Below are 8,418 nucleotides of genomic sequence, written 5' to 3' on the forward strand. Positions count from 1 at the left end.
GGGACGTGGGGACGCAAAGAAAGAGGACGCGGGGACAAGGGGACGCGGGGACGCGGGGAAAGAAGACGCGGGGACAAGGGGATATGAAGATAGAGAGAAATTACTCACCACTTTGCTGCATCTTCCCATCGCCACGTCTTCATCTTTCCCCGCGTCACCGCGTCTCCCCATCCCCGCGTCCTCTTCATCTCCCAACGAATATGTCTTCTGGGTACAAGATAATGGCATTGGTATAGAACCCCAATATGCTGAGCGTATTTTTATAATTTTCCAACGCTTGCACACCAGAGATAAGTATTCGGGTACTGGTATTGGTCTGGCAATTTGTAAGAAGATTATAGAACGTCACGGTGGGCGTATCTGGGTTGAGTCGAAACCGGGTCAAGGCTCGACTTTCTACTTCACAATTCCAGATAAGAGCTACTAAGCAATCGTAAACATGCAAACGCTTATGCCTATTGAGGTTTTGTTAGTAGAGGACAATCCTGGAGATGCCCAACTGACACGTATAGCCTTAGAAGATAGCAAAATCTCGATTCACCTGAACGTCGTAGAAGATGGTGTCGAAGCAATGGCATTCTTACGAAAACAAGGAAAATATGTTGAAGCAGCCCATCCAGATATTGTACTGCTGGATTTGAATCTTCCTAAAAAAGATGGCCGGGAAGTATTGGCAGAAATTAAAGTAGATGATAACCTCAAGCGCATTCCTGTAGTGGTTTTGACGACTTCCCAAGCCGAAGAAGATATCCTCAAAGCTTATAATCTGTCTGCAAACTGTTACATAACTAAGCCAGTAGACTTCGATCAATTCGTTAAAATTGTAAAATCAATCGAAAATTTTTGGTTTGCGATCGTAAAACTGCCACCGGAGTGATGGCAATGGCAGGAAAAAATATAAAAGTTTTGTTAGTAGAAGACAACCCTGGTGATGTTTTTTTGTTACAGGAGTTTTTAAAGGAAGTTAACACAGTCATAGTTGATTTAATGCCAGTTGAGCGGCTTTCCGAAGCACTCAAGTACTTAAAAACTGAAATTTTTGATGTTATTTTGTTAGACCTTTCCCTACCAGATAGTCAGGGACTAGAAACCTTTGTGACTGCTCACCAACAGGCAAAAGCAACTCCAATTATTGTGCTAACGGGTATAAATGATGAAACCTTAGCAACTAAGGCAATGCAAGAAGGAGCGCAAGATTATTTAGTCAAAGGACAAGTAACTGGTGATTTACTGGTGCGTTCTATGCGTTATGCAATTGAACGTCAACGGGCAGACAACGCATTGCGCCAGAGTGAAGAGCGATTTCGTGTAGCCTTGAAAAATTCTCCGATTTTTGTCTACAACCAAGATCGGGAGTTACGCTACACTTGGGTTTACAATCCCTCCTATGGATTGACGGTAGAGCAAATATTGGGCAAAAAAGACCTAGACATCGTCTCAGCCGGAGATGCTCAAAACCTCACCAATATTAAACTTGCGGTACTCAACACTGGCATAGCAGCACGAGAAGAAGTATCAATTACAACCAAAGAAACCACTCGATATTATGATTTAACAGTGGAGCCATTGCGGAATGAGTCCCAAGAAGTGGTTGGGGTGACTTGCGCCAGCATCGATGTTACCGAACGGCAAACTGCATTGCGCGAACACAAATTAGCCCAGGAAAAAATCAAAGAACAGGCTGCATTACTTGATGTCACAACAGATGCTATTTGCGTGCGAGATTTAGACAATCAGATTTTATTCTGGAACAAAGGCGCAGAAACACTTTACGGTTGGCGGGCTACAGAGGTAAAGGGGAAAAGTGTCACCGAGCTTTTGTTTAACGAACCTTCACCGGAAATCGAAGCGGCTCTTTTAGAAGTTATTAGTAAAGGTAAATGGCAAGGCGAGTTAACTAAAATTACAAAAACTGGTAAAGAAGTCCTTGTTGCTAGTCGTTGGAGTTTAGTATCTGATGAAGAGGGAAAGCCCAAATCAATTTTGAGCGTTGACACAGATATTACTGAGAAAAAACATTTAGAAGCCCAATTGTTTCGCGCTCAACGTTTGGAAAGCATCGGCACATTAGCTAGTGGCATTGCCCATGACCTAAACAACATTTTGACGCCGATTTTGGCAGGAGCGCAACTATTACCGCTGAAATTTCCCGATGCTGATGAACGAACTCGTCATTTATTGGAGATTTTGGAAATCAACGCTAAACGTGGAGCTGATTTAGTGAAACAGGTGCTATCTTTTGCACGTGGTGTGGAGGGAAAACACATTACTTTGCAACTCAGGCACTTAATTGTAGAACTTGCCAAAATTCTCAAAGAAACATTTCCCAAATCCATAGAAGTTAGCGTTGACATACCGCAGGATTTATGGATGGTTTCTGGAGACAGTACCCAACTGCATCAAGTATTGATGAATCTGTGCGTTAATGCTCGTGATGCTATGCCCAATGGCGGTAATTTGAGAATCTCTGGAGAAAATCTGTTTGTTGACGAAAATTATGCGCGGATGAACCTGGAAGCCAAAGTCGGCCCTTACACAGTGATTACTGTCTGTGATAATGGAGTCGGCATTCCTGGGGAAATCTTAGACAGAATTTTCGAGCCATTTTTTACCACAAAAGATGTGGGACAAGGTACGGGGTTGGGGCTTTCCACCGTGCTGGGAATCATTAAAAGCCACGGGGGTTTTGTCAACGTCTACAGCGAAATCGGAAATGGCACTAGCTTTAAAGTTTACTTACCAGCTGTGGCGGGAATGGAAACACTAACGGTAGAAGAGTCGGTTCCTCAAACAGGACATGGAGAGTTGATTTTAGTTGTGGATGATGAAGCCGCCATTCAAGAGATTACTAAATCCTCATTAGAAGCCCACAACTATGAGACCTTAATTGCTAGTGATGGCATTGAAGCGATCGCACTCTACGCTAAAAATATGGACAAAATTAGTGTGGTGTTAATCGATATCATACTGCCTTCCTTGGATGGTTTAACTGTCATCCGTACCTTAAAAAAAATTAACCCAGAAGTCAAAATTATTGCCAGTAGCGGATTAATGTCCGATGGTAAACTTAGCGCCGTCACTGACATCGGTGTGAATACGTTTTTATCCAAACCATATACTGTCAAAGAATTACTACTTTCTTTGGAAAAAGTAATTGAATAATGCCCAATGACGGCAGTTGCTCCACTTGGGGAGACCCCAAGACCGCACTGCCTCCCCCATGCCCCATGCCCAATGCCCAATGCCCAGTCACCAGTCAAGGCTTCGACTCCGCTCAGCCTTGACCCTGAGCGAAGTCGAAGGGTCAACACTCAACCACCACAAGTCGTTATGCTTTTTTAACACGCATTCCGCTCAATGGTGATATAGTTAACTCCAATCGGTTCTGATGGGGAGCAGCCATCGGACGCAAGGGGGAAAGTCCGGTGAAAATCCGGCGCTGTCCCGCAACTGTGAACCCAAAATGGATGAGTCAGGATGCCCGCCGGTTAGAATCAATTGGTTTACATAAATCTGCGAGGTACAGATTATGAACAAAAAACGGGCGTTAGTTAGTCTAAGCCTGATGGGATTTATCAGTTTTTATTTAGTAGTTGGTTTAGCCAAACCCGCCTACGCTATGCACATTATGGAAGGTTTTTTACCAGTGCAGTGGGCAATTTTTTGGTGGGTTGTGGCGTTACCGTTTTTTATTTTAGGATTGCGTAGTCTGACTCGCATTACCGAAGCTAACCCGCAATTAAAACTACTACTAGCCTTGGCTGGTGCTTTTGCTTTTGTGCTGTCAGCGTTAAAAATCCCCTCCGTCACGGGTAGCTGTTCTCATCCTACGGGTACGGGGTTAGGTGCGGTGCTGTTTGGCCCCCTGACTATGTCGGTTTTGGGTAGCTTGGTTTTGTTGTTTCAAGCGTTGTTACTGGCGCATGGCGGCTTGACGACGCTGGGAGCAAATGCTTTTTCGATGGCGATCGCCGGGCCATTTGCCGCCTATTGGATATATAATTTGACAATTAAGTTTGGTGCTAAAGACAAAATTGCCATTTTTCTGGCAGCTGCGATCGCGGATTTACTCACCTACGTTATCACTTCTATCCAACTTGCCCTAGCTTTTCCTGCACCTGTTGGTGGGTTTATCGCTTCATTTACCAAGTTTGCCGGAATTTTTGCTATAACTCAAGTTCCCTTAGCAATTAGTGAAGGACTATTAACTGTATTGGTATGGAACTGGTTGCAATCTTATAATCCTCAAGAATTAGAATTGCTGAAATTAATCAAACGGGAACCCCAAGGAAATGAATCAGTCTAAAAAAGGGTTGAGTAACTGGCTATTGGTAGTAGCTGTATTAGCCTTAGCAATTGCACCACTAATATTTGTACGCGGTGGAGAATTTGCTGGTTCCGATGACAAAGCTGAAAAAGCAATTACTGAAATACAACCTGGATATAAACCCTGGTTTAAATCATTTTTTGAACCCGCTAGTGGGGAAATAGAAAGCTTATTATTTGCTTCGCAAGCGGCTTTGGGTGCTGGAGTCGTTGGTTATGCAATTGGGTTGTATAAAGGACGTTCCCAACAACAAAAACGTGAAGAATGAGCCTGCAAATAGATACGTTAGCTTACACTAATCGACTGCGAAGGTTGCCACCAGAACATAAACTGATTTTTGCATTTACTACCCTTGCTATTTCCCTTGCTACCCATCCCTTAGTACAAATTTTAATAGTGCTTTGGATGAGTATTTGGACAGTGATTTATGCCGGAATTCCGGCTAGAGTTTATTTTCGGCTGTTAATGTTCACCATAGTTTTTTGTTTGACAAGTTTACCAGCCCTAATGGTGAATGGAGTTGCGATTCCTGATTTACAAAGCGTCAAATTAGATTCGTGGTATGGACTAACTTTCGGACACTTCTATATTTATATCAGTCATAGTGGCAGTATCCAAGCATTGGGAATTTTAACCAGAGCATTAGCCTCTGTTTCTTGCTTATATTTTCTTATGTTAACTGTCCCTTTCACAGAGATATTACGAACTCTCCGGTACTTACGATTTCCAGTACTTTTAACCGATTTATTATTACTCATGTATCGGTTTATTTTCATTCTGTTGAACACAGCCAATGAATTGTGGACAGCACAAAATTCTCGTGGTGGCTACCGCACTCTTGCTGTTGGGATGAAAAGTTTAGCAATACTCATCGGACAACTGCTACAGCGAACCTTAGAACGATATAGTCAGTTCTCTCTCGGATTGGAAGCACGGGGTTTTGTTGATGAATTTCGAGTTTGGCATCCCCGGCGCTATCGTCCTCAATTACGGTATATTATCGAAGCCATTTTCGGCTGTGTAGTATTAATAGGATTAGATTTTTGGCGAAATGCAGGAATATTTACTTGAATTTGAGCAGGTATATTACACCTATTCTGGGGCACAACAATCAGCTTTGAATGGTGTAACATTGAAAATTCCATCAGGTAAAAAGTGCGCGTTAATTGGTCAGAATGGTTGTGGTAAAACGACATTATTCTTACTAGCTAATGGTCTATATAAACCTGATTCTGGAATTGTCCGGTGGCGTGGTGAACCGTTAAATTATAACCGAAATTGTCTTGGTAAATTACGGCATAAGGTCGGGTTAGTATTTCAAGATCCAGAACAACAATTAGTAGCTTCTACTGTTGAAGAAGATATATCTTACGGTTTGTGTAATTTAGGTTTACCAATACCCGAAATTCAACAGCGAGTAGAGCAAGCATTAATTGAATTTGAATTAACTACTTTAGCAGAAAGACCAGTACATCATCTGAGTTTAGGACAAAAAAAGCGAGTTTCTATAGCAGATGTGATGGTACTACAACCAGAACTGTTAGTGCTGGATGAGCCTACTGCCTATTTAGATGTAAAACATACTCGTAATTTGATAGCAACTCTGAAAAAAATTTATCAAGATGGAACTACTTTAATAATGGCAACTCATGATTTAGATTTAGTCTATCGGTGGGCAGATTGGGTTTTTGTTATGGATAAAGGACGATTGATGCTAGAAGGTAAACCTCAAGATGTATTTAGCCAGCGAACACTTTTAGAAGAGTTAGAGTTAGGCGTACCAATGATATATAAGATGTTAGTTGATGGATTATCTGGTGAGTCAGGAGTAGTTAGAGAACGAGTGCAACAACGAATATTAGAATTATTTTGCAATTTTTCATAATTCTATAGTTACAGCGAACTAAAATTCATGCTGAATTATAACCACTGACATATCTATTCTATATAGATAAACAATTCAAAGATTGAACTAGTTCATACAATGAATGATGAGTATATACTGTCTTATTATTTGTGATTCGCCATAAAATTTGTTCTGAATTTGATATCACTTCTACTAAAATTTGTGTTGGCTTCATGTCTTGAACAACAGAAAAATTTTCACATTGATTAACCCTAAACCCAACTCTTTGTAAAGCACGAATAGTCCACACAACAGCAATTCCCTCACCAGCTATTAAATTAATTTCGCCTTTGTGGGATGTCTGGAGATGAAATTCACCAGAATTAATGTCAAACTCTACGCCTTCACTGTTGAAAGTATCAGCAAATGCACCACTCAAAACTAAATCTTCTGGTGCGCCAACATGTAAAATTCCATTAGTTGTTAATAGCCAAACTTTATCCGCTAGACGCAAAGCTAAATTCAAATCATGGGTGGAAAGGAGAATTGCTTGATTGGTTTCCCGCGTTAACTGACGTAACAATTGCATAATTTCTACCCGTCGCGGTAAATCTAAAAATGCCGTTGGTTCATCCAGCAACATCACTGTAGGCGACTGCGCCAAAGCACGCGCAATCATAATTTTTTGACGTTCCCCATCACTGAGTTCGCTAACTTGACGCGAAGCTAAATGTAACGCACCTACAGATTTTATCGCCCAATGTACAATAGCCTCATCTTCTGGTGTCAAATTTCCCCACCAGTTAGTATGAGGATGTCGTCCCAAACTCACCAGAGTATAGGCTGATAGCATTCCCGCATCAACTTTCTCGGTAAGTACCAAACTCAAACGCTTGGCTAATTCTGGCGGTGCTAACTTGTAGATATCATCCCCCAACAACCGCACCTCACCCCCTAGAGGTGGTTGCATTCCCGCGAGCGATCGCACTAATGTAGACTTACCTGCACCATTAGGCCCCAGTAAACACACCAATTCCCCTGCTAAGAGACACACAGAAATATCCCTCGCCACACACCGCAGCACCTTCCCCGACTTATAACCAATACTCAACCCAAGAGTCGTCAACACCCCATCACTCATACAAACCCCAAAAAAACTCCGCGTACCTCTGCGTTTAAAAAGACTTACCAGAACTACGGCGCAAAATCACCCAACTAACCACAGGAGTTCCAATTAAAGCCGTAATTGCATTTAAAGGTAAAACCATCTGACTCACCGCCAATTGAGAGGACAAATCTGCCACCAAAGCTAAAATTGCTCCCAAAATCATCACACTAGGGATTAAAATTCGATGGTCAGAAGTCATAAACAGGCTGCGACACAAATGAGGAATAGCTACACCTAGAAACGCTATAGGGCCACAAAAAGCCGTAATTGCTCCTGCTAATATAGATGCACTAGTAATAATTGAAAATCTGGTTTTCTGCACCGTTAAACCTAAACTCCGCGCATAAGCTTCACCAAGTAAAAGTGCATTCAAAGATTTTGATTGCAACACTGCTATCAATAAACTTAAAACTATCACTGGAATTAACACAATTAACTGTTTCCAAGTCACTCCAGCGAAGCTACCAAAAGTCCACATAATATAACTTTGAATTCGTTCTTTAGAACTAAATTGCAACAAAATACTCACAATTCCACTAGTAGCATAGCCAAACAATAACCCTAAAATTAACAGCGTCATCGTCTCTTGAACTCGACGGGAAACCACTAACATCACCCCCAAAACTGATGCTGCGCCAAGGCTAGCTGCTATCACCAACCCAAAATCTGTAATGATTCCCAAATCATTTAATAAAGTTGGTGTAGTTACACTTGCAGTTAGCACCACCAAAGCTACACCTAAACTTGCGCCAGAACTAATTCCTAACACAAAAGGCCCAGCCAAGGGATTTTTAAATAGGGTTTGCATTTGTAAACCACTCACACCCAAAGCCGCACCCGCCAAAGTAGCAGTCAAAGCTTTTGGAAGTCTAAATTTGAGAATAATATTACTCCATGTGACTTTTTCAACTTCTTGTCCCAATAAAATTTGCATCACTTCCTGCATAGGAATAGCAACTGAACCAAAAGCCAAATCTAGTAAAAACGCGAAGATAAAACCTATAATTAACAATAAAAAAGCTAAGGTCTTAATAAAATTAGCAGTAAAATATTTTTTTAATAACATTATTTGATAAT

Annotated in this window: 9 protein-coding genes and 1 riboswitch; of the genes, 7 read left to right on the forward strand and 2 right to left on the reverse strand. The window is 41.4% G+C overall.

Translation table 11 applies throughout. The features are described 5' to 3' along the window. The 7 genes from GNE10_RS36230 to GNE10_RS28250 form a co-directional block, all read left to right on the forward strand. On the forward strand, positions 1-427 hold a 427-nt coding region (locus GNE10_RS36230), incomplete at its 5' end, for an ATP-binding protein (RefSeq protein WP_260447065.1). A 24-nt stretch (positions 428-451) separates the two neighbouring features. Next, positions 452-877, forward strand: a complete 426-nt coding sequence (locus GNE10_RS28225; RefSeq protein WP_371411846.1) for a response regulator — start codon at positions 452-454, stop codon at positions 875-877. 5 nt (positions 878-882) lie between these two features. Further along, positions 883-3,162 carry a response regulator gene (locus tag GNE10_RS28230; protein ID WP_185568935.1) on the forward strand — a complete coding sequence of 760 codons (2,280 nt, stop codon included), beginning with the start codon at positions 883-885 and terminating at the stop codon, positions 3,160-3,162. A 201-nt stretch (positions 3,163-3,363) separates the two neighbouring features. Next, positions 3,364-3,504: riboswitch (cobalamin riboswitch) on the forward strand. A 25-nt stretch (positions 3,505-3,529) separates the two neighbouring features. Beyond that, the gene (locus tag GNE10_RS28235) at positions 3,530-4,306 is read left to right on the forward strand and encodes an energy-coupling factor ABC transporter permease (protein WP_185568924.1); all 777 of its coding nucleotides are present in this window, start codon (positions 3,530-3,532) and stop codon (positions 4,304-4,306) included. Further along, positions 4,293-4,595, forward strand: coding sequence for an energy-coupling factor ABC transporter substrate-binding protein (locus tag GNE10_RS28240; protein WP_185568926.1), 303 nt, complete (start codon positions 4,293-4,295; stop codon positions 4,593-4,595). The genes GNE10_RS28235 and GNE10_RS28240 overlap by 14 nt, the downstream gene beginning before the upstream one ends. Then, the gene (gene cbiQ / locus GNE10_RS28245) at positions 4,592-5,398 is read left to right on the forward strand and encodes a cobalt ECF transporter T component CbiQ (protein WP_185568928.1); all 807 of its coding nucleotides are present in this window, start codon (positions 4,592-4,594) and stop codon (positions 5,396-5,398) included. Before GNE10_RS28240 ends, cbiQ begins: the two co-directional genes overlap by 4 nt. Further along, entirely contained in the window at positions 5,379-6,212 is an 834-nt protein-coding gene (locus GNE10_RS28250; RefSeq protein ID WP_185568929.1) for an energy-coupling factor ABC transporter ATP-binding protein, read from the forward strand. Before cbiQ ends, GNE10_RS28250 begins: the two co-directional genes overlap by 20 nt. A 58-nt stretch (positions 6,213-6,270) precedes the next feature. On the opposite strand, the gene GNE10_RS28255 is transcribed toward GNE10_RS28250, so the two are convergent. Together GNE10_RS28255 and GNE10_RS28260 are read right to left on the reverse strand one after the other, a co-directional pair. Next, positions 6,271-7,314 carry an ABC transporter ATP-binding protein gene (locus GNE10_RS28255; RefSeq protein WP_185568931.1) on the reverse strand — a complete coding sequence of 348 codons (1,044 nt, stop codon included), beginning with the start codon at positions 7,312-7,314 and terminating at the stop codon, positions 6,271-6,273. Between the two features lie 34 nt (positions 7,315-7,348). Then, a complete protein-coding gene (locus tag GNE10_RS28260) occupies positions 7,349-8,407 on the reverse strand; it encodes an iron ABC transporter permease (RefSeq protein ID WP_185568933.1) in 1,059 nt (352 codons plus the stop codon). Positions 8,408-8,418 lie beyond the last annotated feature (11 nt).

It is taken from the genome of Nostoc sp. 2RC, assembly GCF_014222165.1.
Lineage (GTDB): Bacteria > Cyanobacteriota > Cyanobacteriia > Cyanobacteriales > Nostocaceae > Nostoc > Nostoc linckia.